General features: G+C 53.8%; 18 protein-coding genes and 2 pseudogenes. 10 read left to right on the top strand and 10 right to left on the bottom strand.

The window, feature by feature from the left end; genetic code table 11:
• Positions 1 to 206: 206 nt before the first annotated feature.
• From JCM25414_RS09045 to JCM25414_RS09055, 3 genes are all read left to right on the top strand, one after another.
• Complete coding sequence (locus JCM25414_RS09045) at positions 207 to 1,214, top strand: sugar phosphate isomerase/epimerase family protein (protein ID WP_148301020.1); 1,008 nt, start codon at positions 207 to 209, stop codon at positions 1,212 to 1,214.
• A gap of 138 nt (positions 1,215 to 1,352) precedes the next feature.
• Complete coding sequence (locus JCM25414_RS09050; RefSeq protein WP_025841436.1) at positions 1,353 to 2,216, top strand: MurR/RpiR family transcriptional regulator; 864 nt, start codon at positions 1,353 to 1,355, stop codon at positions 2,214 to 2,216.
• Between the two features lie 2 nt (positions 2,217 to 2,218).
• Positions 2,219 to 3,142, top strand: coding sequence for a ribokinase (locus JCM25414_RS09055; RefSeq protein ID WP_025841437.1), 924 nt, complete (start codon positions 2,219 to 2,221; stop codon positions 3,140 to 3,142).
• A 160-nt stretch (positions 3,143 to 3,302) separates the two neighbouring features.
• On the opposite strand, the pseudogene JCM25414_RS24955 reads toward JCM25414_RS09055, so the two are convergent.
• Positions 3,303 to 4,007: pseudogene (locus JCM25414_RS24955) on the bottom strand (IS6 family transposase).
• 130 nt (positions 4,008 to 4,137) lie between these two features.
• Entirely contained in the window at positions 4,138 to 4,659 is a 522-nt protein-coding gene (locus JCM25414_RS18730; RefSeq protein WP_081775864.1) for a recombinase family protein, read from the bottom strand.
• Between the two features lie 5 nt (positions 4,660 to 4,664).
• Here JCM25414_RS18730 and JCM25414_RS18735 point away from each other — a divergent pair, with 5 nt between their 5' ends.
• Together JCM25414_RS18735 and JCM25414_RS24960 are read left to right on the top strand one after the other, a co-directional pair.
• The gene (locus tag JCM25414_RS18735) at positions 4,665 to 5,327 is read left to right on the top strand and encodes a relaxase/mobilization nuclease domain-containing protein (RefSeq protein ID WP_242403469.1); all 663 of its coding nucleotides are present in this window, start codon (positions 4,665 to 4,667) and stop codon (positions 5,325 to 5,327) included.
• A complete protein-coding gene (locus JCM25414_RS24960) occupies positions 5,278 to 6,567 on the top strand; it encodes a hypothetical protein (protein WP_242403470.1) in 1,290 nt (429 codons plus the stop codon). The genes JCM25414_RS18735 and JCM25414_RS24960 overlap by 50 nt, the downstream gene beginning before the upstream one ends.
• A gap of 54 nt (positions 6,568 to 6,621) precedes the next feature.
• Here the strand turns inward: JCM25414_RS24960 and JCM25414_RS09075 are convergent, their stop codons facing one another.
• Positions 6,622 to 6,924 (bottom strand): helix-turn-helix transcriptional regulator, encoded by a 303-nt coding sequence (locus tag JCM25414_RS09075; RefSeq protein WP_025841438.1) that lies wholly within the window; start codon positions 6,922 to 6,924, stop codon positions 6,622 to 6,624.
• Positions 6,925 to 8,613: 1,689 nt separating this feature from the next.
• On the opposite strand from JCM25414_RS09075, the gene JCM25414_RS09085 reads away from it, so the two are divergent.
• Positions 8,614 to 13,545, top strand: a complete 4,932-nt coding sequence (locus JCM25414_RS09085; RefSeq protein ID WP_148301021.1) for a glycosyltransferase — start codon at positions 8,614 to 8,616, stop codon at positions 13,543 to 13,545.
• Between the two features lie 75 nt (positions 13,546 to 13,620).
• Here JCM25414_RS09085 and JCM25414_RS23000 read toward each other — a convergent pair whose 3' ends face one another.
• Positions 13,621 to 13,920, bottom strand: a complete 300-nt coding sequence (locus JCM25414_RS23000; RefSeq protein WP_148301022.1) for a hypothetical protein — start codon at positions 13,918 to 13,920, stop codon at positions 13,621 to 13,623.
• Positions 13,920 to 14,858: a right-handed parallel beta-helix repeat-containing protein gene (locus tag JCM25414_RS09090; protein WP_159101736.1), complete on the bottom strand. Its 939-nt coding sequence runs from the start codon at positions 14,856 to 14,858 to the stop codon at positions 13,920 to 13,922. The genes JCM25414_RS23000 and JCM25414_RS09090 overlap by 1 nt, the downstream gene beginning before the upstream one ends.
• Positions 14,859 to 16,080: 1,222 nt before the next feature.
• Here JCM25414_RS09090 and gmd point away from each other — a divergent pair.
• The 3 genes from gmd (at position 16,081) to JCM25414_RS18745 (ending at position 19,755) form a co-directional block, all read left to right on the top strand.
• Positions 16,081 to 17,073: a GDP-mannose 4,6-dehydratase gene (gmd, locus tag JCM25414_RS09105; RefSeq protein ID WP_025841442.1), complete on the top strand. Its 993-nt coding sequence runs from the start codon at positions 16,081 to 16,083 to the stop codon at positions 17,071 to 17,073.
• A gap of 6 nt (positions 17,074 to 17,079) precedes the next feature.
• Positions 17,080 to 18,000, top strand: a complete 921-nt coding sequence (locus JCM25414_RS09110; protein ID WP_025841443.1) for a GDP-mannose 4,6-dehydratase — start codon at positions 17,080 to 17,082, stop codon at positions 17,998 to 18,000.
• A 63-nt stretch (positions 18,001 to 18,063) separates the two neighbouring features.
• The gene (locus JCM25414_RS18745; RefSeq protein ID WP_051535799.1) at positions 18,064 to 19,755 is read left to right on the top strand and encodes a glycosyltransferase; all 1,692 of its coding nucleotides are present in this window, start codon (positions 18,064 to 18,066) and stop codon (positions 19,753 to 19,755) included.
• A gap of 1,078 nt (positions 19,756 to 20,833) precedes the next feature.
• Here JCM25414_RS18745 and JCM25414_RS23370 read toward each other — a convergent pair.
• The 5 genes from JCM25414_RS23370 to JCM25414_RS21755 form a co-directional block, all read right to left on the bottom strand.
• Positions 20,834 to 20,971: a hypothetical protein gene (locus JCM25414_RS23370; protein WP_159101737.1), complete on the bottom strand. Its 138-nt coding sequence runs from the start codon at positions 20,969 to 20,971 to the stop codon at positions 20,834 to 20,836.
• 1,740 nt (positions 20,972 to 22,711) lie between these two features.
• Positions 22,712 to 23,164, bottom strand: a complete 453-nt coding sequence (locus JCM25414_RS18755; RefSeq protein ID WP_277911176.1) for an ABC transporter ATP-binding protein — start codon at positions 23,162 to 23,164, stop codon at positions 22,712 to 22,714.
• A gap of 32 nt (positions 23,165 to 23,196) precedes the next feature.
• Positions 23,197 to 23,358, bottom strand: a complete 162-nt coding sequence (locus tag JCM25414_RS26025; RefSeq protein ID WP_277911179.1) for an ATP-binding cassette domain-containing protein — start codon at positions 23,356 to 23,358, stop codon at positions 23,197 to 23,199.
• A 13-nt stretch (positions 23,359 to 23,371) separates the two neighbouring features.
• Positions 23,372 to 24,001, bottom strand: coding sequence for a hypothetical protein (locus JCM25414_RS21750; protein WP_051535801.1), 630 nt, complete (start codon positions 23,999 to 24,001; stop codon positions 23,372 to 23,374).
• A 34-nt stretch (positions 24,002 to 24,035) separates the two neighbouring features.
• Entirely contained in the window at positions 24,036 to 24,497 is a 462-nt protein-coding gene (locus JCM25414_RS21755; RefSeq protein WP_148301024.1) for a hypothetical protein, read from the bottom strand.
• A 518-nt stretch (positions 24,498 to 25,015) separates the two neighbouring features.
• Here JCM25414_RS21755 and JCM25414_RS18765 point away from each other — a divergent pair.
• Positions 25,016 to 26,472 (top strand): annotated as a pseudogene (locus JCM25414_RS18765) (mannose-1-phosphate guanylyltransferase/mannose-6-phosphate isomerase).
• The last annotated feature ends 107 nt before the right edge of the window (positions 26,473 to 26,579 follow it).

Here is a 26,579-nt window from a genome sequence, read left to right on the forward strand (position 1 = left end):
TAATTTTCTGTATTTTCAGGGTGTTAATTGAAATGGCTGGTGGCTAGGTGATTTTGAGACAATACTATCTGCAAGAGGCTGAAGCGTCCCCATCGTCACAGAAAAACGGAACAAAAAAGAGAGGGAATCGCAAAGCACGAGATTTCGTGATTCGTAACTTCACGAGACAACGTATAAACGTGAAGATAGAGAGGAGATTTATTCCCATGTCCCACAATCTTCACAATCTGCCCTTCGCGACACGTCTCAACTCCTTCGCTTCCAACCCGGATGCGTTCTGGAGCGATCTCAAGGGTAAGCCGACCCCTTTGCAAATGGCGCAGCGTGCTGCCACGGTTGAAGGACTTACCGTTCTTGATCTGAACTACCCCGATCACTTTATCGACCATGACCCTGTCGAACTGGCGCGTGCAATACGCGATGCCGGGCTCGATATCAGCGGCGTGGCGATGCGCTATTACAGTGTGCCGCAATTCCGTCTCGGTGCCTTCACGAACCCCGACGCCAGCGTGAGGCGGCAGGCTATCGATCTGACGAAAAAAGGCGTGGATGCGGCAAGCCAGTGCGATGCCCCTCATCTCACGCTCTGGATGGGGCAGGATGGCTTCGACTATGCGTTTCAGATGGATTACGCACGGGCGTGGGAAGCGGAAATCGAGGCGATACGTGAAGTTGCGCTCCACAATCCCGATGTCATGATCAGCATCGAATACAAGCCCAACGAACCACGCTCTTATGCGCTCATGCCAGATGCGGCCACGACCCTGCTTGCAATCCACGATGTCGGCCTGCCCAATCTGGGTGTAACGCTTGATTTCGCGCATGTACTCTATGCCGATGAACAGCCAGCTTTCGCTGCAGCGCTGATCGCACGGCATAGCAAGCTTCTCGGCATTCACCTTAATGACGGGTACTCAAAGCGTGATGACGGGTTGATGGTTGGTGCCGTTCATACGGTCCAGACAATCGAACTCCTGCGTCAGATCAAAAAAGACGGGTATTCGGGCGCACTCTATTTCGACACTTTCCCGGATGTGACGGGCCTCGACCCTGTTGCCGAATGCGAGGCTAATATTCGCACGGTCCGGCACATGATCGATGTCGTCGACCGCCTCGATGCGCGTAACGGTCTGGTCGATGCGATCGATCGTCAGGATGCCGTCTCCTCCAACCGTATCCTGCAGGAAACGATGCTGCAGACGGCACGGCTTTGAAGCAAGCTCTATCGGCTCACCGGGCTTGATGGCGACAGAAGAGGGGGCAGTCTAGAAGAGGCGTTGTGCCTGGGGCAACGGCGTATCCTGCCGTTTTGCCCTGCACCTTTGGCATGAACACTTGTGGGCGGAAAGACGATGAGCGGTGAGACAATGGATATCTATGCAATCGGAGCAAGGATCAGGATGCTGCGACCCGGTCTCAGCCCGTCCGAACTCAAGGTCGTCGATATGCTTACCCGCCCCGACATGCCCGACAGCATCAAGCTGAAGGATCTGGCTGAGACGATCGGGGTTTCGGAGCCGCTGGTGGTCAAGACCACCCAGAAACTCGGTTTTTCAGGTTATCGTGACTGCCGCCGGTTCCTGCAAGCCTATAATGCCCTGCCGTCCACCGCCCTCTTTCAGGAAATTGAGCCTGAGGATTCCACGGCGGAGATCCTTTCCAAGGTCTTCAACACCTCGATCCAAGCTTTACAGGAAACCCTGGCAATCCTCGATGTCGCCAGTTTCGAAAAGGCGGTCACTGCCCTTCATCAGGCGCGTAACCGCGATCTCTACGGCGTTGGTGGATCGGCCCAGATCGCGCGTGACGTTGCGCATAAACTGCTGCGTATCGGCGTGCGAGCTTCAGTTTATGACGATGCCCATATGATGCTCATGTCCTCATCCCTCCTGGGCGAGGGCGACGTTGCAATCGGCTTCTCCCATTCCGGCCGTACAGGTGTGGTAATCGATGCCATGCTCCGGGCACGGCAGGCTGGCGCCACCACGATTGCAGTAACCAATTACGCAGAATCGCCCCTCTCAGAAGTGGCTGACCTGGTGCTGTGCTCTACAGCGCGCGGCTCGCCCCTGCTGGGGGAGAATGCTGCTGCGCGTGTTGCGCAGCTCAATATCATGGACGCCATGTTCGCGGCCCTTGCACAGAAGAATCTCGATTTCGCCGAGCGGAATCTGCAGAAAACCTCCGGGGCCGTTTCCGAAAAACGAAGGAAATAATCATGCTTCCCTCCGTACTTGTTGTTGGGAGTCTTCATTACGATCTGATGATCGCAGGCCCTCGTCTTCCGCTTCTGGGGGAGACACTGCCGGGTTCATCTTGGCACTACAAGGCGGGTGGAAAAGGTGGAAACCAGGCAGTGGATGCCGCACGCCATGGTGTCGCCGTCTCGATGATTGGCTGTGTTGGCAAGGATGATTTCGGCAAGGTTCTGGTCCGGAACCTTGCGCGCGCCGGGGTCGATACCGCCCATGTTGCAATTATCAAGGGGGAGACGGGGCTCAGCATTGCGATTACCGAAGCCGAGGGCGACTACGCGGCCGTTATCATTTCAGCAGCCAATGCCATGATGCAACGCAATCAGATCGAAGAGGCCACAGCATTGTTTGATAGTGCGGGAATAATCGTGCTGCAAAATGAGATACCTGAAGAAATCAATATTCTTGCAGCGCAGATGGGCCGCAAGGCGGGCGCAAAGGTCATTCTGAATGCCGGTCCGAGCCGACCCATGTGCGATACCCTCAAGCCTCTAATCGATATCCTTGTAGTCAACAGCCTCGAAGCCGAGGGGCTGGGAAGCTGTTCTGTCACCGATCTCGCCTCGGCGCAGGAGGCGGCACGCCAGTTGGCCCATGATTTTCCGGCAGTGATCGTGACCGCTGGGGGCAATGGTGTGGCGTTCTGCGCGGGCGATGACGAAGCCGCCCTCGCACCGCATAAGATCCGGCTTGTCAGCACCCATGGGGCGGGGGATGCTTTCATTGGGGCACTTTCTGCTGAACTAGCAAAAGGTGAGACGTTACGCTTTGCCGTTACACGCGCGAATGCTGCAGCAGCAGTGATCGTCTCAATGCCTGATACAGAGCGGCAAGCGCTAGACGCAAAACAAATGAGGTACAATATTTATAAAATATGCGGATTTTGATATTATATGTTAATTTTATAAATATATAATTTTTTCAATATTCAAATGAGTATTATTTATTACACTTAAACGCTAAAGAACTAATATAGATGTAGTTCATTTTAAAAGGGTGATGTCACGTCAACTAAAGTGAGTTAGCTGAAGCCCGTGAAAGGGACATTCAGACGCTGAGAGCTGTCGCGCTGCCCCATTGAGCGAAGGCCCTGATGCGATGGATGTGCCGGGAAAAGGTGGTGATGATGGAGGCGGATGGGACGAAGAGATTACGAATGGCCGGAAAGACAAAGACGAAGCGCTGACACCCGCCCGGAAAGCAGAATTTCTGCATAATGCGCTCGCGTTTTCGTAGAGGGAGATTGCTGTTCTCTGCCCTGTTGTTCAGCCCCTTATGCGAGAGATGCCGTATTGAGAGACACATTTTGCGTCTGGCTGCTCCATAGGATTTCAGCTTGTCGGTAATCAGGCGACCGGGGCGCAACCCCTGCCGCTTCAAAAGCCGTGTCAGCAAGCGTCTGGCGGCTTCGGTGTTGCGTCATATCTGAAGGATTTCGTCGAGAATATACCCGTCCTGATCCACGGATCGCCACAACCAGTGAGACTTGCCACGGATCACGACCCGCACCTCATCCAGGTGCAAGATATCATCCGGTCTTGCTGCCTTGCGACGCAAGGAGCGAGCGTAAGCTGTGCCGAACTTCAGGCTCCACCGACGGATCGTCTCATATGAGACGACTATACCCCGCTCGAGCAGCATTTCTTCAACAAGACGAAAGCTCAGGGGAAAGCGGAAATAGAGCCACACCGCATGCGCTATCAGTTCACACGGAAAACGGTGCCGATTGTAGCTCACAGATGACGTTCTCATCGTCAGCGTCTAACACGCCGCACTTAACGTGACACCACCGGCTTGCGCTTGTCGCTGCCTGCGGTCTGGCGGGTCTCGCGTTGATGCAAAGGGCTCGGCACTGAGGCAACGACAGCCTCCAGCGTTAAGCTCAGGCTGCAGCGCTGGAGGATGGCCCGGCCCGCTGCGGTCTTGCTTCACTCTGCAGCGCTCGATGCACGGTGGCGCGCCCGACATTCATGACGGACGCGATGTCCCGGATGGACAGACCCTGTGCCGCCAATGCCCTGACGTGCTGCGTCTGCGCCGGTGTCAGCGCACGGGGCCGTCCGATGCGACGTCCCGCCGCTCGCGCTGCCGCAATCCCCGCCCGGGTACGTTCGCGAATGAGCTCGCGTTCAAACTCCGCTATCGCCATCAGGATAGTGAGAAACAGGCGTCCATTGGCCGTTCCCGTCTCGATGCCCAGCGCAAGAATACGCACTCTGACGTCGCGCGCGTCCAGCGCGGAGACGAGCTGCAGCATATCGATTGCATCGCGCCCGAGCCTGTCGAGACGCACTACCACTAGACTGTCGTGAGGCTGGAGCCGGTCTAGCAGCGAGGCAAGGACGGGACGCTCTCTGGCAGGAAACCCGTATCCGGACAAGCGGCGGCCATCAGGCCGTTTCACGCCATGTGCTTCGGGGCGCGAAGAACGAAGCCATACGCGTTCTCTTTGGCAGCGACTGGTGCCTTGCGGACTGGATGAAGGAAGCAAGACGTGAGGGCATACGCTACGGCCTGCGTCACATAGCCTTCAACCCTGCCGAGCCCATGAGTGACGAGGCCCTCGCCTCTTTCGCCGCCAGGCTGTGCGATGAGTTGCAAGCAGATAGGGAGCGCATGACGCTGGTCGTGCATCAGAAGAATGGCAACACCCATGGTCACCTGCTCCTGCCCGAATGGCAGGACGACCATATGCTGAGCTCGCGCTTTTCCTGGCAGCGTCTGGAGAAATGTGCCCGTCTCGAGGAAATCCGTCTGGGGCATCAACTGGTTCCGGGTCGGCATGACCGGGCCATTGTCAAAGCCCTGCGTCAGGAAGGAAAGACGGCAGAAGCGGAACGCGTTGAGGCGACCCTGCAGGGACCAGCAACCGATAGTGCAAACCTCCCCGCCTCTACCCCTGCATCTCCTGACACACAACTCTCTCCAGCCGCATCCGCATCCAAACGCGGACCCCAGCCCCTTCCATGCGCAGCCTATACTTCGCAGGCGCGGCGCATAGCCGAGCGACAGAGACTGGATCTTGCTGAAGCAAAGAAGGTCATCGCCCCCCCTCTGGGCGCAGTCGGATAATCAGCTGCATCGTTTTCGCATCCTGCTGAAAACGACGGGCTGGGTCATGCGTGCCGGAGACCGGCATGATACCCGCAAGGACGTGCATATCATCGAGACATCAGATGGTGTGCTGATCGGGTCTTTCACGCGTCTGATGAAGACACGCATGAAGGATTTCCGCCAGCTTCTGGTGGATGAAGCGACCAGACCGAAATGCGGAGATATCCGGGCAGCAGTCAAGCCGCTCGTGGACCGTGCTGCTCTGGAGACGGCCGCGATGGAAAGTTATGCAGAGCGGAGCGGTCTGCTCCTGCCGTCCTGCGAGGAACTGAGGCGTGACCCGGAAACACTTGCCAGAGCGGCTGCCAGAGGAGGGTCGTCACAGCACTCGCAAAAACGACCGAAGATCGTTTTTCTGGATCGTATCGACGAACTGCCACCGAACTTTGCTCACTACATCCGGCAGTGGAGACGAGAAGCCAGAGCGTGCCGCACAGTACTGAATGCAAGACCGCCTCTGGAGTATGGCCCGCGGCGCTCTGTCGATGAACAAGGCGCAGCGCTCTTTGCGCAGATCGAAGACACGCGCAGGCAGCTCTGGCAGGCCGGAAAACAGCTGCAGGAAACACGACAGGAGCGTGACGCTCTGCAGGACAGGGTGTTCGTCCTATCGAAGAAGAAACGCCTCTCCCATCTCGACGAGGAGATCGAACGGCTCTCGAAAATACTGTCCGAGATCCTGCGCTATCTTCTGCAGACCGTGTTCTGGCATCTTGGCCTGCGGGCCACGCCGCCCGAGCCGCTTTGTCTGCCTGTGCCGACAGAACGAGAAGAGACCAATGCGCGGCTACGGAGAGAGAACCGTGAGCTGCTTCAGCAGATCGTCAGGCGGGACACATGCAGGGAATGGCTTGTCACGCTCTGTCACGAGGCCGATGGACGCAGGGAGGAGGAGATCGCCGTCTGGAAAGAGCGCCATGTCGCCCAGTGCGATAGGGCCAAGAGAGATCTGGACCTGCTGGAGGCCATCTGGATGCCGCCAGCAAAGCTGCCTCGTGAGACACAGGGAGAGATCATGAAATGCAAGCTGACCGGCAATCATGAAAAGGCCAAATACGTGATACGTGCCGCTTTGAGGAAATTGGACGCGGCTGAGGCAGTACGATTGGTAGCGGAGATGGAGAGCGAAAACGCTGCGCCCTTCGCCGAGACTCCAGCTCCCTACTCGGTGAAACCATCTCCCGTTTTTGAGCCGTAAAGGTCAGATTAGACCAGACCAGACCCGAATACGTTACAGGAACAGACTGATCAGTCAGATGATGAGGCCAATGAGACCTAGCAGGGCTGGAACGAGCCAGACGGCCGCACCCCTACCCGGCCTTTTAGGGCGTTTACGCGCTGGTTCGGGTGGCGGTACCACACCTGCTTTCTCGTCGAGCCATGCGTCCAGATCCGTCACGCGAAAGCGTACGTCGCGTCTGCCATAGCTGATGGATTTCGGAGCTATACCCATCCACTTGCGATTGCGTAAGCGCCCAGGGGAAATACCCAGATAGCGCGCCGCATCCTCGCAATTCAGCACGGCCGGTCGGAGAGGTTCAGGTTTATCGGCCATGAGTCCAGCGTTCTGAAACGAAGCCTTCTATTAAGCCGTCAGATGCTAGACACGTCAACCAAACGCGGCTGAGCCATGAGCCAAATGGCGGAAGATCAGGGGTGACAAGCAGTGACCTATGGTGATAAAAAACACATGAAATCAGGGTTTTGTAATCTTGACCTCAGGCATCCCAAAGGTTCTTGCAGCTCTTTCACGGCGGTAACACGGGTTCGAATCCCGTACGCGACACCACGGCATTTACCGCAGTTTTCTGCGGTATGCAGCCGGCTAGAAGCAAAATCCTAAATTCACCAAGTCATTGATTTTGAACTAACCAAGAAAATATGCTTCCTTGGTATCCGAGGTTTCGTACGAGCTAATCAAGACGTTGAGGCATCCATCTCGTCAAAGAGACGCTAGTACAGTGGCTTCGGCCAATAACAACCCTGCAGAGTGGGCGATTGCGCGCATTTGAGGAAGCTCCGGCTCGTCGCTGATTTATCGAAAAACGTGTCAAGGTCGATCTACGCTAATTCGAGAATACATCATTTTTCGACAAGCCCCCCCCCTCAGACAATCATTGGAACGCTATCGTGACGACTGCTTAGCACATCGCGAAGTGAACCGTAGCGGTCACATCTCTGCCCTGCTCAATGAGCTTGTCGTCACTGCCGTGATAAGCAAATGGTAGCCCGCTGATGTCAGGGCCTTTCACGAACATATGCTGTCTAACGGTTGTGCTTTAGCGGCCCTCGTCAAGCGCCGCCATCTTCTCTCCAGTATTACGTAAGATCCGATCAGCGGATGAGACCTTCACGCGATGAATCAGGGAAGGGCTTTATAAGCGAGACTGCGCAGAAACGTTAATCGATCGAGTTCAAGTCTCGGATTGCGCCGGCGGTCACCCTGAACGCGCAGACGATTTAGGCTGCTGCCAGCCTGATCATCATGGAGGGACTTCATCCCAAGGTTGGTCCGTTGCTGGCGGAATGGAATTTTACGCGGGATGCTTCTTTTCGGTTACGCATAATCAGAGACGACAAATGATCGCTTCTGCAACATCCGCTTTCCGTGGTCCAACAACAAGGTACGCTGCAACGGCACGGACCTGTAATCGGCCTACGGACCATCCACCACGCACGACGGCGCCATAACTGGTGTATCGCAAATGTTCCTACCTATAGCAGGATCTGATCGTGGACCGAGTCCGGATCTCGGCCATCGTCGACACTCCAATGCGCAAAGCCTTCCTCCATCTTATGGTGATTATGGATTGGTGCATTATATGGGTACCAATCCATGATTACCGATCAAGGCCAATAATTTATCATGCACTAGTTAACGGATGTGCGGGAAATACCTCATATCCGCAACAGCATGAACGGGCGCGGCTGGTGAACAACATGATCGAGGCGGGCCGCGATAAATTGACATAGTCGGTTGTGCGAATCCGCGAGTTCAAAACCTAAGGACCGCTTACGTCACCATCATGAGTCTAGAGGGCATGCGCAGGTTGGAAAAGGAGCGAACCAAGCTTCGGCGGCAGGAAAAAGGGCCAATAAGAGAACTGCACCCGATAGACGGGTGGCGCGGAATCTACACTTTCTGGAAAGCCGCACTCTACGAAGCTCTGCTTGCCATTCGAACACTTGCAACAAAGCCAGTCAGTATCTAACAATTACCCCCCGCGACATGTAACGCTTAAGGGTGGCGAGTTTGCTTAAGAAATTTCTCCGTGGTTCAACGATAAAGACGCCGAAGGTACATATCGTTTTAAGTGATAAAAACTGGATTATAGAAGAACTTTCTCAGCATCTCGTTCATACACTTCCTTACGTAAGCGCGGGAATGAATGCGAATGCCAGTGCCTTAATTCAATATTACATGACGTATAGTTCTAGAATAAAACGTGTGTCCCCAATCGAACTTGCGCTTTTCACGCATCGCGAGGATGAGGCTAATGCAGCGCGTCGCTTCGACGATGCCGCCAAAGCCGTCGATCATGCCGTCTCTATGTCGCAGACCACTGACCGACTGGTGGCGGCGCTGGGCGTCAAAACGCGCAGCTGCATCTCGCCGGGCGTGGACCTCGAACGGTTCAGGCCACAGCTGAAGATAGCCGTGGTAGGGCGGACCTATCATACTGGCCGCAAGGGAGAGGCCTTGGTCCGCGCTGTGATGGATATCCCCGACATAGAGTGGCATTTCACGGGTAGCGGCTGGCCAGGACCGGCCTTGCATCTCGCAGAGCACCAGCTACCCGCCTTTTACCGGTCTATGGATTACATCTTGGTACCCGCTACGAATGAGGGCGGCCCAATGAGCGTTTTGGAAGCCCTGGCCAGCGGCGTGCCTGTTATCGCGTCGGATGTCGGCTGGGCCGCTGAATACCCGCACATTGCCTTTGAGCGTGGTAATGCCGCATCGCTGCGCACCGTGTTGGAGCGGTTGCGGGCCGAGCGATTTGCCTTGCGCGAAAATGTGACCGGCATGACTTGGTCCCGCTGGGTAGAAGAACATGACCGGCTGTTTACGGAGCTTGCCTCCCGCCACAAGCCGTCCCTAGCAGGGGCGTCAGCTGCGGTGGCGTCGCATCATCAGGTGCGTTCGGTAGCACTCCTGACTCATGGCGCTGAGGATTACACGCTGGGGGGGCCAAGTGTGCGTGTGCCGCGGACGCAGGAAGAGTTGACGCGTTTGGGCTTGCGTGTAACGGTTGGCAAGCATCTGGATACAGATGTTGCTTCGTCAGATGTTGTGCACGGTTTCAACATATGGGCGCCAACCGATGCTTATCGGATGGCCTGCCAAGCCAAACGGCAGAGTACGCCGCTTGTGTTTTCTCCAATTCTACTCGATCTCAGCGAGGCGCCTTTCTGGCAAGTGGATCTGCTGCGTGCCTTCCGTGCCGCGAGTGATGCACAAAATGCTGAGGCGCGCATCGTCGACGCTTTCTCCGCCTATGTGAAGCAAACGAAGCCGCCCGTTGATTTCGAGCCCGGTTATACGGCTGCTCTGAGGGCGATCAACGAGATAGCTGCCGCTACGGTGTTCCTTAGCGACAAGGAACGCAGACTGTACGAACGCCTCGTAGGAACACCTCCGGCCAACTCCTTCCTTGTCCGCAATCCCGTGGACGCATCGCGTTTCGAAGGGGCAGATCCGGACCTGTTTCGCAAGACATACGGACTGGACGACTACGTGCTGTGCGTCGGCCGCCTGGAGCACCGCAAGAACCAACTAATGCTGGCTGCGGCGCTGGCATCCACTGGCTTGCCTCTTGTTCTCATTGGCCACGAGGCTGATGAGGAATACGGTCAGCTGATACGCCGTTTCGGCGGCCCTAATCTGCATATCATCGGGCGCATCGATCCTAAATCGCCGCTGTTGGCGTCGGCTGTCCTCGGTGCGCGGGTTTTCGCCCTGCCAAGCTGGGCCGAAGGCGCTCCACTCGCCGCGCTTGAGGCCGGCGCTGCAGGCGCACGTATGGTGCTATCCGACCGTTCCGGCGAACGCGAATATTTTGGTGATCATGCTCAATATTGTGATCCGGGAAGCATGGCCTCAATTCGCGAAAAAATCGTTGCGGCTTGGAAGAAACCGCGGGATGAGGCCGATGAGGAAGCACTGCGGCGCCTAGTTCGCGAGCAATATGACTGGTCCAGACATGCTGAGGCTACCCGTGCGGTCTATGAAGCGGTGGCGGGCCGACAGACTGCCGTTGTCACACCGGAGGCGCATAGCCCCGCACTGCCCTCGCCACGCGGTATCATTTTCGATATTACTACTTGGGCAAACAACCCCGACACGCTCTCAGGCATTGTTCGCGTAGAATGCGCAATCGCGCAAGCCTTGCTTCAGCGCGATGACCAGTCTGTACGCTTCATTCTATACCTAGATTTCGCGCGATTTGTGGAAGTTCCACGCCAGGTTGTTGAACAGGTTTCCATCGGTAGTTTCGTCAAGATGGTTCGCAACTTGAGCGAGCCGCCATTGATCGGGTTCGACACGCGCGACTATTCTGATCTTATCACGGTTGGTAGCAGCTGGATGCAAAGCGCCGTCTACGCTGCGTCAATCGCCGGCTTTGCACGAGAGAATAACTTACATCTCAATATTCTGATGCACGATCTTACACCGCATCTATTCCCGCACTGGTACAATCCAGGATATACTGCAATATGGGATAAAAATTGCCGCAAGGTAGTATCGCAATCTGATCGTATACTGGTCTATTCAAATAGTACCGCGCGTGACGTTAATCGTTTCTGTCAATCTCAGGAGACACAGGCACCAGCGCTTGCCAAGATCCGGTTAGCTGATGAAATTGGTAATTTCGCCATGAGCGAGATCACCCCAGCTAGTCAAGCATTGCGCGACTGGTTCTCGCGTCGCCCCTTCATTCTCGCCGTCGGGGCTCTTCATACACGCAAAAATTACGGTCTGCTTTACGACGTCTGGACCATGCTGACCGAAAGCATGGGAGATGCGGCACCTTATCTCGTCATCGTTGGCGGGGTCGCATGGAATGGCCAAGAACTGGCCAGGGCCATTCGGGAAGACAATAGGGTCAACAGTCATATCCGGATCCTCAACGACGTCGACGATCAACTGCTCGCCTGGCTTTACGAACATTGCTTGATGACGGCTTATCCCTCGCTTTACGAAGGCTGGGGACTGCCGGTCGGCGAGAGCCTGTCGCGAGGTAAGATCTGCCTCTCATCGGCGATCTCCTCGATGCCGGAAATCGCACCAGAGGCGACGGACCTTCTGCCGCCGATGGATCGCTCTGCCTGGGCAGCGCGGATCGAGCACTATGCCCGCTCAGCCGCTTCGCGCGCTACGCGTGAAGCGGAAATCCGCGAACGCTTTGTTGTAACAACTTGGGCGCAGACCACCGACGATATCATTCGCGCGCTGCGCACGCCTATCCGCCGCCCAGTGCCGGACAGATACTTGGCCGGTGCGCTAGTCGCAATGGCGGCCGACGGAGCCTCTCGCTATCTTGAGGATGGCTGGTACAGCGCCGAGGCCTGGGGCGTCTGGTCAGGTGATACCAAGGCTGTACTCTCGTTCCAGCTGGCTGGCCAGCCGGCAGGAAACATGGTTTTCTCAATCCTAGCCCGCGTGCTCAAACGTGCTACGGACCAATGTACTTATCGTGTTATTGTAAACGGTGTTTATTGCGGCGTGATCGTTTTTGGCAAAGAAGCCAAACCGAGTCCGATCATTCAATCGGTCGCACGTGTCCGTGTTCCGGCCAAAGCGTTGAACCGCGACGATGGATATGTCCGTATCGTCTTGGAAACAGACGTCCTGCTCCGGGTTCAGGATATCGATCTCAATTCGCAGGACAGCCGCCGTCTCGGCATCGGATTGAGCGCCTTCATGCTTGAGGCAGAGGAGACCTCAGGCGACATGCCGCGTTTCCTCAGCACCCGGCCAGAGATCCGCGCCATGCTCAAAGTTCCGGTAACGCAGGACTTGGCTCACATGTTGTCGCACCATACTGGGCGAACGGCGATCCCACCTAATCAATGGGTATCTTCGATCGGTGATTATATCCGTTCGGGCAACAGTTCCGCCCACGGTGTCGTAGCGGTCGACGGTATCTTGAGCCTAGCCATGGGGACAGCGCGGCTGCGCTTGGCAGAAAATGCAATTATCGATTTGGTGATCGATATCGGCCAATCCCCCAAAGAAAAAACGGATATCGATTTCTTCGCCAATGGAGAGCCAGTTTCTTCTTTCTCCCTCGAACCAGGCGAAACAATTGTTCAGCTGAACTTACCTCATGATACGCTTGGCGCTTCAGATCCACTGAATTTAGTGTTGGCTGTCCGTCACAAAGCCGGCTTGCAGGAATTCACGCTCAAGAAGCTACGTATAAGGCAAGACCACAAGGCTGCACCTTTAAACCTGTCGCATGGGGAAAGTGTCGTCATCGCAGAGTGGTTGCCCGATATCGCTTATCGGTCATGCGGGCAAATATCCGCGCGGCTGACCCTATCCGGGGTCAATGCTGATAGCGTACTAATCATTCGTGGGGGGGGGCGCCAACTTGTCGCCGCCGAGTTCGACGGGGCTGCCGTTCCCTTTGTCATTGATGATACGGGGGACGTACTGGTGATGCCCAACGACGAACCGCAAGCGTTGAGCCAAGGTATGCTCGTATGGTCCTCTAAAAAGTCAGAAACTGATAAGGGTCTGATTACCATTCAGCAATTGGCCGCGCTTGATGCTCCGTCCGTCGCCACGACACCGCGATATGTTCCCTTAGGCAAGTGGAACGATGTCGAGGAGGATGGCAGGCAGTGGGGCTGCTGCGAAACCCAGTCTTTCTGGGTTAAGCCAGGCCAAGCCCACGGGGTGTTGGTCTTGGCAGAGCATATCCTCGGGCATCGTGCAATGAACTCAATCTCTGTCACGGTCGACGGAGAAGCCGTAGACGCCACAATCGTCCCGTCTGGCGGCATAGGTCAATTCACGATCCACATTCCTCTCCCGCAAGGGGACGGTCCAGTGCGTCAGATCGCTCTGTCCGGCCTGCCGGTTGTAAGGCCTGCCGATCTTGGAATGAACACGGATCAACGTAATCTGTCGCTGCGATTTGTCGAATTATCTGCGCTCGACAGCTAAACGACTCAGGCGTCATAGCTGGACGCGCAGGGGGGCTGGCACGTTCGTGCCCCCCCCCGCATTCGCTTGCAGCCGTTAAGGTGGGTTAAGCAAGCATCCCTTGAACGAGCGGCTGGTACTGCCCGCCATCTTCGCTGTATTGCCCAACAGCAATCCTCTTGATGCTGGCGCAATATTTACCTGACTGCTGACGTCCAACAGGCCGCAAGTTGATCTAACCTGACCTGCTGGCGCGCCAGAAAATCTATTATCCGAGACGGTCATATGACCAGTAAGCCCCTCAATATTTATCGGCAGGACCGCATTGACGATCCTGTTGCCGGAGACGACGCCACCGCTTGTTGGCGCATCATACCAAGGCGTGGAACCCAGCATCAGTCCGAAACCGCAGCTTCGCTGTGCCCACAGTCAATATCATTACCCACCACCTTCGTACCATCATAGCGACCGGAAGTCGCTTTAGGCCAAGCCTGAACCATAAGTTCCGCATAAGACCCTCCTGCAGAGAGCCCGCTGTGCCGGAAGATGTTATTCGCCACGATACAATCAGTGCAGCCGCCAAAAATCAGTTGAACATCGGTATTATCGACAAAACGATTACTTACAACAGAGAGGTGCTGCGCATCGTGAATAGTTAAACCGTCTGACCACATCAGATGAACGTTATGCGTGCCGTTTCCCACGATCGTGTTGCCAGCGATATGACCATTCGCGCCATTTTCATATTCCAAGGCAGTATAGCATGCGAAAGACGCAAGAACGGAGCCCGTCAACGAGAAATCATCGCCGGAGACACTCATCCCCCCTCCTGCAGGGCGCCTCGCCGGATCCAGACAAAGCGGAGCATTGGCTCCCCCGGAGAAGACGATGTGATCAAAGCTGACGCCGTGAGAGCGGATCGTTACCGGCATTAATCTCGGTTTGATCGTATCCGGCCGAAGCTGAAGAAGCAGCGTGGCGCAGCGCGGATCGTGCACTTGGCAGGTCGGCGCTGAACGCGCCATACCTCGCGTCGAGATAGACACTGGCTGAGTGATAAGCAGCGGGGCAGTGATCAGGTAGCGGCCGGGTGCAAGGGCTATCACGCCGCCTGGTGGTTGCGAGGTGATACATGCCGCGAGTGCAGAGGAAGCATCTCGATCTCCGACTCTCATTTGGTCCAAGACGCGGCAAGCTGCGCTCATCGTATTATGCGGCGCAGCCAGCACGACAATCTCCGGCATGGAAAGCATTGCAATGCTGAGAGCTGTTACCGCTACCAACTGCCGCAAAATTCGATAGATCGCGGATCGGAAGTATGGATCGCTTCTCATGTCCAGTCCTTTCGTTGGAGTCAGGCTCCAGCCTAACGGCCTCACCATGCAATAAAAACGACTTAGGGAGCAAAATACCTCGCGCGTATCGTAACTCCGCTTTTCCAGCGTTATCTGTCCCGATACGCTAGCCGGTCAGGCTTGCCTCGAATCGCGACGTCGGCGCCTACCTATAATTTGTGCGTGGAGCCCGTCTATCTATTCAGATTGCAAACTGCTCGCCGAAAATAACGGCGAACTGACTGGCTTTGTTGCAAGTGTTCGAATAGCGGGCCCAGCCACGTAGACTTTGGCTTTCCAAAAAGGCACCTATCCCGGGTTACCTGTCTATCAGGCGCCATTCTTCGATAAGTCCTAGTTCGTGCTGCCAGGATCTGATCTGCCCTTTTTTCAAGACGCGCAGGGCCCATAAACCTGCAATGGTGGCATAGGCGATCTTACTGATTTCGGATCGGCGCGCTGGCTTGGCGAGCTGTGTTATAACTTGCCATGGCCCGCTCCGATTGCTTTCTTCATACCCGATCGCGTTCCTCATATAGGAAGTTTTGCGCTGCCACGCAGCTAGCCTTCAGTCTTAAGTTGCGCGATCGCGATACCTAAGGTCGCCGCATTATCCACGTTGATCATCTCAGGCTTTTCCGGTCTTGCAAATTATTTGCCGTCCTCCCAGGAAAGCATTGCACAGCCGTAGACTCCAGGTCGGAGACAGATAAAAATCGACCTAAATAGTCGCTGAGAAGCTCATTCGCCGCTAGAAGCATGTCAAACAATCAGCGCTATTTTTTCTGCGCCAGGCTGCGAAAGGCAAATCAGATCGTTTTCCGATGCAAGCTTCAAGACGTCTCTTTCTGAATGAAAGAGGCCTCTCACATAACACTTTCCCGCGTCGGAATCTGGTATCGAACGCTCATGCATTGTGACGCGATAGGACGAGCGCTGTTTCTGACAGGAGACTTGAAGCCCCACGACGCAACAGGCTGCGCAAAAGCTTCGGCTACTTTCAAAACTTGGATCACCATGCTAGCCTAACATTAGCTGTATAAGCTCCTTCTCAGGGCAGGACATCATGGCTTTTTGCATCAGAGCATCCTTGAGGGAAGGCTCTCAACAGGAGTGGCTTCTACCGTTTCGTCGAAGGAAAAAGTGGCGAAAAACAAAAATTCCAAATTAAAAACGCAGTTATCAAGATAGATCACGCGCACTGAATTGTAGGAGCAAAGATATGCGGACAGCACTCATCACTGGAATCACGGGGCAGGACGGTGCCTATCTAAGCAAATTACTTCTTGAAAAGGGTTACCGCGTCGTCGGACTTGTTCGACGCTCCTCTTCGTCGGACCTTGTTGACTCCCGTTTGCGTTGGCTCGGGGTGGAGAAACAGGTTGAACTCGTCGACGGTAATCTGACCGATATTTCAAGCATCATCAGAATTCTACAGCAGGTCGAACCGGACGAGGTCTACAATCTCGCGGCGCAGAGTTTCGTCGCTACGTCTTGGCAGCAACCGCTTTTGACAGCGAACGTCACTGCGATCGGTGCTGCCAACGTCTTGGAAGCGATACGTATTGTTAATGACAAGATTCGCTTCTATCAGGCGTCTTCATCGGAAATGTATGGAAAAATTCAGGAAGAAAAGCAGTCTGAAACTACACCATTTTATCCCCGGTCTCCCTATGCCGTCGCGAAGCTCTACGCGCACTGGATGACGGTTAATTATCGCGAGAGCTTTGGTCTGCACGCTTCCTCGGGAATCTTATTCAACCACGAGAGCCCGCTTAGGGGTATCGAGTTTGTGACTCGCAAGGTGACGGATGCCGTCGCGCGCATTCATCTTGGCCTAGCTGACAGCTTGGCGTTAGGAAATCTCGATGCCACACGTGATTGGGGGCATGCGCGTGATTATGTCGAAGCCATGTGGCTAATGCTGCAGCAGGACACGCCGGATGATTACGTCGTGGCGACCGAGCGTACGACGAGCATCCGGGATTTGTGCAGGATCGCCTTCGGCTGCATCGATCGTGATTACACAGATTATGTCAAGATCGATCAGGCCTTTTTCCGCCCAGCGGAAGTTGACGTTCTGTTAGGCAATAATGGGAAGGCTCGCCAGGCTCTTGGATGGGAGCCCAAGACCTCGCTCGAAGAGATGATCGCCGAAATGGTGGACGCTGACATCGCGCGACATCGGAAGGCAATCCGGTCCGCAGAGGGTTGAGGCAGCATGTCTCTACGAGTTTTCGTAACGGGTGCGAGTGGTTTCGTCGGGCAACATCTGATTAAGTGTCTGTCAGATCGCCACCCTGACTGGGAAATTGAAACCAGTCGTTTCGACGTCGCAGATCGTGAGGCGACGCGTGCTGCGCTAAGACAGGCCTCCCCCGAGGTCTGTCTGCATCTCGCGGCAATTTCCAGCATCGGTCGCGCGAAAGAGCGACCGGAAAATGCGTGGAACGTCAACGTTCACGGGACACTGCTGCTGGGCGAAGCCTTGCGGGAGGTCAATCCTGAGGCGACGCTTTTGTTCGCCTCTACGTCGGAGGTTTACGGAGACACGTTTCGTGAGGGACGAGCACTTGATGAAGCCGCTCTTCTTTCCCCTACGAACCTTTATGCCGTGACCAAAGCAGCAGCTGATCTTGCGCTTGGGGCACTCGCACACCAAGGGCTTCGCGTTGTAAGGCTACGACCATTTAACCATACGGGCGCGGGTCAATCATCGGACTTCGTTGTTGCAGCATTTGCGAGACAACTCGCGCGTATAGAGGCCGGTCTCCAACATCCAGTCATTCAGGTCGGAAATCTCTCCGCAGAGAGAGATTTCGTTGATGTGGGTGACATTTGTCTAGGTTACGCGCTCTGCATCGAGAAGCGAGATGAAATTGCCTCTGGTAGTATCATCAATCTATGTTCGGGTCAGGCAAGAAGCGTCGAGAGCATACTGTATGATCTGATCGCTCTGTTTGGCGTTAAGGTCCACGTTCAGACGGATGCGGCACTGATGCGACCTGTGGATATCGCTAGGGCAGTAGGTTCCAATGAACGGGCAAAGATGCTCCTCGGATGGGAGCCAGCTACGGATTGGCGATTGACCCTCGAACAGGTCGTTGAATACTGGCGCGCGAAAACCCGTAGAGAGATTTGACCTCGAATACGTAGATTTTCTTACACGATAGTAGTAGCTCTTCTCGCGCAATGGTATAGACCGATGAATTATCGAAAAACGTTTTCAAAAGTTATCAAGCGGTCCTTTTCTATCTCTCCTTCCAGCCGCAGGCTAGGAGATCAGGCTCGCGATCAAAAGGATTGGTCGCAGGCCGTCATCGACTATCAGCAGCACCTCGCCGAGCACCCTCAGGATCAGGCTATCTGGGTTCAGTTCGGACATGCGCTCAAGGAGAGCGGAGACAGCCACCGCGCTATCAATGCCTATAAAACGGCTCTCATCCTCAATGCGGACGATGTCGAAACCTATGAGCATTTTCTGCATCTGTTACGGGTAACGGGTAGCACAAGTGAGTCGGTTTCTTGCCTGCAGCAGGTTTATGAGTTGCGCCCGCTCAAGATGTTTGCAGACGCTCTGAAGGACGCGCATGCGGACGTCGTGGGTGTCAAGCAGACGCGAGAATACGGAAAGTGGATTATCGAGATAGATGATATGCTCGACTATCTACGAAATCATAAAACCCCGTCTGGGATACAGAGAGTACAAATAGGTATAATTAAAAGCATATTAGGATTTGATGAGAAAGACCAAAGCAATTACTCATTCGTGAGGACTGGCCGAAATGCACCTGGCTTCTGGCGCCTTACTAATAAGAGCTTAGAGGACATCTTAACTTATATCACATTGCCGGAGATCGAACAGGATTGCCTGACGGCCAAGATCTCAGCCGCGGAAGATGTCGCTGAGTTTCTCGAACCGCAATCAGGGCAGGTGTATCTTATACTTGGCGCGTTTTGGGGCTTCGGCGCGAATGCGGCTAGGTATATTGCTCTCAAAAAGTGCGGCGTTTGCGTGGGCGTTTATCTGTACGACACCATTCCCGTGTCATACCCAGAATACTGCGCTGCGGGCCTTGTAAGCGAATTCACATTGGCCCTCGGCGACGGCCTTCATTCTTTTGATTTCATCTTTACGATCTCAAGTTTTGTTGCTGACGATATGAAGGCCCTCATGTCGACGCATAATCTTCCCGAAATTCCGGTGCAACCTGTGCTCCTGGCCCACCAGCTGCATGCATCGGAAGCACCCAGAGAGACTTCCCATATGGATCTCTGGGGGAAGAAAATCGAATTTCTGAAGGAGAAGAAATTCGTCCTGATGGTTTCGACGATCGAGGCGCGCAAAAATCATATATACCTCTACAACGTTTGGAAAGAGATGATCAAGACTCTTCCGGAGGTGCCAGACCTCGTATTTGTCGGACGGTTCGGCTGGCGCATGAACGATTTCCACTCCATCTTGGTGGATACGGATTTCCTAGATGGCCGAATTCACGTCCTGCATGACATTTCCGATGCCGATCTAGAGACTCTTTACCACGCATGCGAATTTACCGTCTTTCCAAGTATGGTCGAAGGATGGGGCCTTCCGGTTGGGGAGAGTCTTGCCCACGGACGCCCCTGCGTGGCCTCAAATACATCGTCTGTGCCAGAGGTGGGCGGCGATCTCGTTGATTACGTCGACCCACTCAATATCCGATCCGGCATTGAGACTATCTCGAATATGGTCGTTCGCGTCGGCTACCGAGAAGAGAGGGCGCAGCAGATAAGGCGAGACTTTGTACCCAGAACGTGGCGTGACGTGACCGAAGACATGGTCAGAAAACTCCACAGCCTCGGGGATATCCGAAATCGTCCTTTCGTCCCAACTGCTGAAGGCGGGCGAGGTATTTGAGCCAGAGAAATTTGCCGTTGGCGAGAAAATTCCTTCCTCCTACCTAGGTAGCCGCTACGCCCCATCTTGGCGGAGAGCTGGTATCCACTGGAGCGTAACCTTGGTGCTTGGATGAGAGGAAAGACTGGGTTTCTCGAATTCGCCTCGACCTACGAAGAGGGGACGTGCATACGCCTTCTTCTCGACGTCGTTATGCCCCCATGGACTGAACACTCCCTACATGTGTCGATGCTCGGAGATGATAAAGATACGAAGCGTGAGGCGATCTCGATCAAGGCAAACCAGAAGAAATTAATCGTGATCGACGGGGTAGTTGGTGCCAACGGAGTAGTAACAGTCAACTTTTGCGTTAAAGGAGAGACTATCGGACAACACCCAGGGAAGGGTGAGATGGATACAAGAGAATTCTATTTCGGCTTACAACGGATAGTCTATTTCTTTTGCGAGTAACGCGAAGGCTTTCAGGGCGCTACGGCTCGCGGGATAATCGCGGGCCGCATATCAAACGGTACTTCACTTGTATGCCCTTGCGGACCGCAGCCCGAAGTTTGCGTGATCACAGTGTCTTTCGCAATGGAAGGACGACAGTCGATTAGCACAGAAGAAATGCGAATATTGCTACACTGGGAGGGATTTTTCAGCGTTAATTCGGCTACCTCCATCATGCGAGCTTTGATCGCTCCCGCCAGGATGGAAACCTGTCTGCTGGACCTTATAGCGTCCGCCGCTTCTACGGGTGATTCGCAGCAGTACCTTTTTGGCCAGATCGCTTTCATTTCGCCGATCATCAGTGTTACGCCGCTCGCATCGAAGCTTCCCAATCTGTATCCCGGTTGCAACGGATCCACCTTGTCTCGCCACGAATTATTTCCCGGATCGGGCAGCATACGCAAAGAGATTGCTAGCGCGGTGGCTCGCTAGATATTCAACCATCTCCCGAATCTCCTGTCCTCTTACGGAGATTCTCTATAGCTAACCGAAAGTATTCGCCGGGCGCCTGGGACCGATGTCTGGACGAGTTGTTAATAATTACCAAAATACAATGCGATAACCCTTTCCTCTCTGGCGCATTTCACTTTCATTGCACACTGAGCACCTGCGCATCACCACCCGAACTCTGAGCAAGTACGATTCTGTGTTCTTGCGTCTCGGCTTTGGCAACGTGATTCAAAGTGGCGTTAAAGCCGATGAGAAAAAAAGCGATGAGTTTACTCATTTGATTTTCTCCAAACCGGAGCCAAACTTCTATCCCCCTCATTGGGCGGTAGTCAGATTAAACGACCGTATAAGAACATCGTATACAAGCCATAATATCAGTAGTTGCTCAATCTGATCCTGCCGTGACAAGGAAATATCCTTGGATTCCAGATAGCGGTCGGGCGAGAACTCACAGCCAATTACCACTTCGCAAAACAGCAGAATATTTCAAAAAAAGTTCAGTCTGGTTTTTGGAAGAAGACTACCGATAGAATGCCATTCACCGGCTCTGGCGACGCAAATTCATATGCCCCTACGCGCTATTCGCTATCTGGATCAGCACGGGTCAGAATATTGACACCATGTCAAGTGACCAAGGCTCTTCTTTGTTCCCGTCTGTATATGCCAGAACCTTCTCCAAACTACCCTCAAATGCCGTACCATTTATTGTTCGGAAAGACGCCGAGAGCCGTTCGTCCAGCCCACCCGGCCCAGCCAAGGATTCTTCGATATCAGTGAAGCCAAACTGTTGAATCACCTATCTCTTCGGAAATATTACTACCGTCCCTTTTTCATATATCTGTTAACTTGAATTTTGATAATTCGAATGGGGCTCCACGGAGAGACCAAGTCATTCACTCTGCCTGACGGAAAAATGGACCGTCTGTCGCTTTCGTCCCGAAGAGCCACACGAGCATTTGCATTGATTATAACTGAGTCCTGAGTATCATCGTTTTTACCAATTGGAATGGCCCGCGCTGACGCGGATGGTCCATGTAAGTATGGGCCGTACAAGACGCTTTATAATCGCAGTAAGTATCCGGGTACTGCGTAGATCGTTGCTCGGATGATGGATATCATGTCCGCTACCGGATCGGATCACCAGATGTTTCTGATCGACGCAACCTATCTTAAGGCACACGGCACGACGTCGAGCCCGCAGGTAAAAAAGGAGGCTCAGACCGCCTGATCGCTGCTACGGCACTGACTGATTCAGGAACGGGCCGGAAGAAGAGGGGACCAAGCCGTGTGTCCCGGGGTGGAAATCTCGCAAGCCGATCGTGAGTTACGACAAGCGCAAATATCGGCGCCGCAATCGTATCGAGATCCTGTTCGGACGGCTCGTCCGTCTAGTCAGAGTGACCGGCCCCGAGCCTCTGCTCCAAGGGTCTTCAGGAAACCGGTTTGAGAGATATCCCCGGTCACAGACGGCGCATCGCGGCATACCCAACAACGCATCCGTGGAGTGTCAATTCATACGCCCGTCCCGACGTGAGGGTAATGGACAGGGCTTTTCCGCAAACCTTGCTGCCAGTGCCTCCGCGCGAGCGGCCAACTGCTCGACAGCCGCTCCGACTTTCTCGGAATCCCCCCTTTTAGCCGCTCCCGCCGCCTTGTGATGTCCCTTGATGTTCGTACCAACGAGAAAGACCGTTCTAATGGTTGGATCTCGGTCTTTTGCGCGCTCGAAACGTGGTTCCAGAACGCCGATCTTTGTCCATCGAATGAAGAGCTGTGCTACGGTCCACCAAGGGTCATATTCCGCGGGGAGACGGCGCTATTTCGTGTCGTTCTAGAGACGTCAAAAGATCGCCGATGCTGTCCAGCGCAGGTTACGTGATGGTGTTTGATCTCTGGGCCGCACGGCCTCGATCGCAGGCTTCCGGATCGGCTGCGCATCGTCGGGAATGAAAAGACTGAATCATGCTCGTCATACCAAGCCGTGCAGGCCCACTGCATCTTCAAATCCTAACAGGTCCTAGAGCGACTCGTATGTTCCAATAGCCTCTTCGACGTCTTGATAAGTAGTGAATTTACCTTCATCTATGATAGCAGCCCTGTCACACGTGTCTCTCATGAAATTCATGTCGTGAGAGACAAGTATCATCGCTCTATCCTTTCTTTTTCCAAATAGCTCCTCCTCACACCTTTTGTGGAATCTCGCATCGCCGACCATGATAACTTCATCTATTAAGTAGCAATCGAACTCTATGACAATAGAGAGGGCAAAAGCCAGTCGTGCACGCATGCCGGAAGAATAGGTTTTGACAGGTTCTGCTAACTGAGAACCTAATTCGGCGAAGTCGTCGACATAGGCACGGGTTGTTGCGTATTCTAGTCCGTAAATTCGGCAAATAAAACGCAAGTTATCAAGGCCGCTCAGGCTTCCTTGGAAAGCACCTCCAAATGCGAGAGGCCAGGAAACAGACATGGTTTGTTCTATATAGCCGCTAGTTATCGGCTCTACCCCCCTATCATACGGATAAGAGTTGATTTTCCTGCACCATTACGGCCCAGCACACCTAGTTTCTGCCCTCGTTCGAGACGAAAATTGACCTTGTCCAAAATACGGCGCCTACCGCCAGCCGCCGAGAACTCTTTAACAAGATCAACGCAGTTCAGCATTATGTCAGGTTTATCAGACAAGCTTGTGCTCACGCGCGCCACTAATCAGTAGCATAGCCATCAGATATATCCCCATTGTGGTAGCAAATACGACTGCAACATTCGAAGTAGCACGCGGATATTTTGCATAGTCAGGAAGGTTGGGTTTAGATATTTCGTTTAGATACAATTGCTGTTTGGCAGCAAGAAGTTTTGCGGCCGCAACACCCGAGTCCGCAGAAGCGATTTCTTTTTCAAGTAGCGTGCGCTGGAATACGAGACTCTCATAACCGCTTATTTTAGGTACGAAAGACGTGTCCGATCCCGTGACGCCCGCCTCAGCGTGAACGATCTCTGCGTCGAGTGCGGACAGGCGACGTCTATAGACCTCAATAAGAGGGCTGTTGGGTGTCGAATGCTGAAGCTGGGCAAGTTGCACGCGCGATGTTGTCACCGCAGTCTGAAGAGCTGCGATATCTTTGAGTGTAGGTTGCGATTGCATGCTAGGATTAAGCATAGCAATCTGATTGCGATATGCGTCTATTTTTGCATTAACATCCTCGAGCTTTTTCAAGGAAAAATCGAGTTCTTTGGTCACCGCTGCAATGGTATTTTCACGTTGCCGACTATTCATTTCGTTTACCAGCTTTTCCGCAGCAGCCACCAGCGCTCTCGCAATGCGTTGCGAGTCCTCGGGATTAAACGTGCGGACCTGCAGTTGATACGCCGGTCGTCGTATCCAATTCGGCTATGACATGACGACGATAATAGCTGTAGAAATGTTCAAACGTGCGGCCAGTATAAAAATTGGGAAAGCGTGCTAAAATATCTGCCGAAGGGTTATTATAAGCAGCAGCGAGTCCCTCGGTTTTTATCAATAGTTGGGCCGCGTCACGAGATGTAACGTAATCCTGGACTGCGTAGGTATCTTCGCTGGCGGAGCCACCGCCTGAGGCCTCGAGCAACCCGGCAAGCATAGTGCCCGACTGGTTGTGCTGCCCCTGCACGATAAACTGGGCCTCAGAGACATACTGCGGTGATGCAAAAAACACGAAATAGAGAGCCGATGCCAACGTGGGCGCCACGACAAAGCCATAGAATCCCTTATTTCGACCTAAGTAGGCCAGAGCACGGTCAACGAAGCGGGAGCGATGGTTCACAGTACGATCTCGTGCAAGGGGCATGTTATCCATACCTCTCCAATTGCCCTAATCTAATCCGCTAGGCAACTCTCATAGCCCATAAGGAAGGACTATAAGGAATGCTACGAAAGCGCGGCCTCCTTAACGTTTATGCATGCTGCGCAGCGTTACTGCAATCAGCAAAGCTTCTCTCTTCCTGTTGAGCAACGCTGAGTTTTTTACTTAACATTGAATAGCCTAGGAATGCACGAATTGCATCACTTTGCCGCAAGACTAATCAACGCGCGAGACGGGACGGAACTAAATCGATATTTTCAGGATCGCCCCCCCCCCTCACATTTGGAGAACAGGCGTATAGGCAGAAGCGCAGTTTCCACAAAAATATGCTGTTAATCAATCTTAAAATAGCGATGGATGAACTCTGCTTTTGGCGCTAATCAGGCTCCACATTTTTGATCGCACTCTCATTGCGCACGCGAAAATAGTCGATGGGTTAGTTTGACTCATCAAACAAGTGACGGAAGGCCGGAACTCACATGACTACCTTTACCCTAGCGTCAAACGCATCCCATCCTACATCGTCCGTCGTGCCGGTTATACTCTCAGGTGGCTCTGGTAGCCGCCTGTGGCCCATCTCGCGTCGGAGCTTTCCGAAGCAATTCTGGCCTTTTCTTTCGGACAGGACCTTGCTTCAGGAAACCGCTCTGCGCAGTGCGAACGTGGGCCTTGGGGCGCCGATCATTGTCTGCAACGCTGAGCACAGATTCATTATTTCTGAGCAACTGCGAGAAGCTGATATCAAGGAAGCTCAGGTTGTTCTCGAGCCTATCGGCCGCAACTCCGCACCCGCAATTGCAGCGGCCGCGTTTCTGCTTGCCGAGAGCAACCCCGATGCCGTGATGTGGATCATGGCGGCAGATTCTGCTATTCGTGGTGAAGAGGCATTGCAAGCGGCCCTCTCAGCTGCGGTAACAGCGGCCACCGCGGGGTACATCGTCACCTTCGGTATCCACCCGACAAAGCCAGAGACAGGCTATGGCTATATAGAGCGTGGTGCCAAAATAGACTCCGTTGGTAACGTCTACCATGTCTCAAAATTCATCGAAAAACCGGATGCCGAGCGCGCAGAAAGTCTAGTAAAAGACGAACGTTTTTCTTGGAATTCTGGTATGTTTGTCGCACGTGCGTCCGTGATTTTGCAAGAAATCCGAGAGTTCGCTCCAGATGTTTATGCCGCTGTTGCCAACTCCGTGAAAAATCGTGAGATAGATCCAGATTTTATTCGTCTTGCCGCCGCTGATTTCGCTAAGGCTCCTGATATTTCGATCGACTACGCAGTAGCAGAGCGCACGAAGCTAGCTGCTGTGGTACCCTCAGCCTTCGAATGGTCGGATGTTGGTAGCTGGGACGCGCTTTGGGAGCTTTCGCCGAAAGACGCCGACGGGAATGCGGTATATGGCGATGTGTTTCTAGATGGAACTAAAAACTGCTATGTTCGGTCTAACGGAGTTGTCGCAACAGTCTGTGGCGTCGAAGACCTAATCGTCGTTGTCACAGAGGACGCTGTAATGGTCTCACACAGAGACAAAGCTCAGGACGTCAAAAAGATGGTGGCACAATTGACTGCTGCCGGACGTTCCGAAGCGATCAACCATAATCGAATGTATCGTCCTTGGGGGTTCTATGAGAGCCTCATTCATGGTGATCGCTTCCAGGTCAAGCGTATCCACGTGGAACCGGGACATAAGCTCTCTTTGCAGAAGCATTTCCACCGTGCCGAACATTGGGTCGTTGTGGCAGGAACCGCCCTAGTTACGCGAAATAATGATGAAATAATGGTTCGGGAAAATGAGAGCATTTACTTGCCCCTAGGGACTATTCATCGCCTCGAAAACCCAGGAAAGATTGTTCTTACATTAATAGAGGTGCAGTCAGGACCCTATCTAGCGAAGATGACATTGTGCGGATCGAGGATATTTATGCTAGGTCGTAATTAAAATATCTACTAAATACATTTAACATATGCGGCGTCGTGACAGACGCCGCATATGTTAAATGAAACACACTGACCTTTGACGCCGCCAGACAGTTTTGTGCGGA

The sequence above is a fragment of the Asaia platycodi JCM 25414 genome (assembly GCF_000614545.1).
Taxonomy (GTDB): Bacteria; Pseudomonadota; Alphaproteobacteria; order Acetobacterales; family Acetobacteraceae; genus Asaia; species Asaia platycodi.